1 pseudogene is annotated in these 250 nt (G+C 61.6%); it reads left to right on the top strand.

From position 1 onward, the window contains the following. Positions 1–152 (top strand): annotated as a pseudogene (locus SB771_RS36015) (formate hydrogenlyase); the annotation flags it as partial. Positions 153–250 lie beyond the last annotated feature (98 nt).

The raw sequence follows: 250 nt of genomic DNA on the forward strand, positions 1-250 counted from the left end.
GGATCTTCAGGGACAGCTATGCCGTGTGTGGGCCGCTGTCTGACCTCCTTCCGGTGGATGTCGCCATTCCAGGCTGTCCGCGACCACCGATCGATCTGTTAAGAGGCATTCTCACGGCACTGCGCTCGAGGCCGGACGCATTCGTGCCGTAGGCATTGCGGGAGAGAAATTGTGAACGGGTTAGGAGCAGTCTGCCTGGCATTGGTGCGCGGCACGTGGCCGCAGCTTGTCACGCTTGCGGGATTCCTGG

Origin of the sequence: Burkholderia sp. SIMBA_051 (assembly GCF_046534915.1) — a bacterium.
Classification (GTDB): Bacteria; Pseudomonadota; Gammaproteobacteria; order Burkholderiales; family Burkholderiaceae; genus Burkholderia; species Burkholderia ambifaria.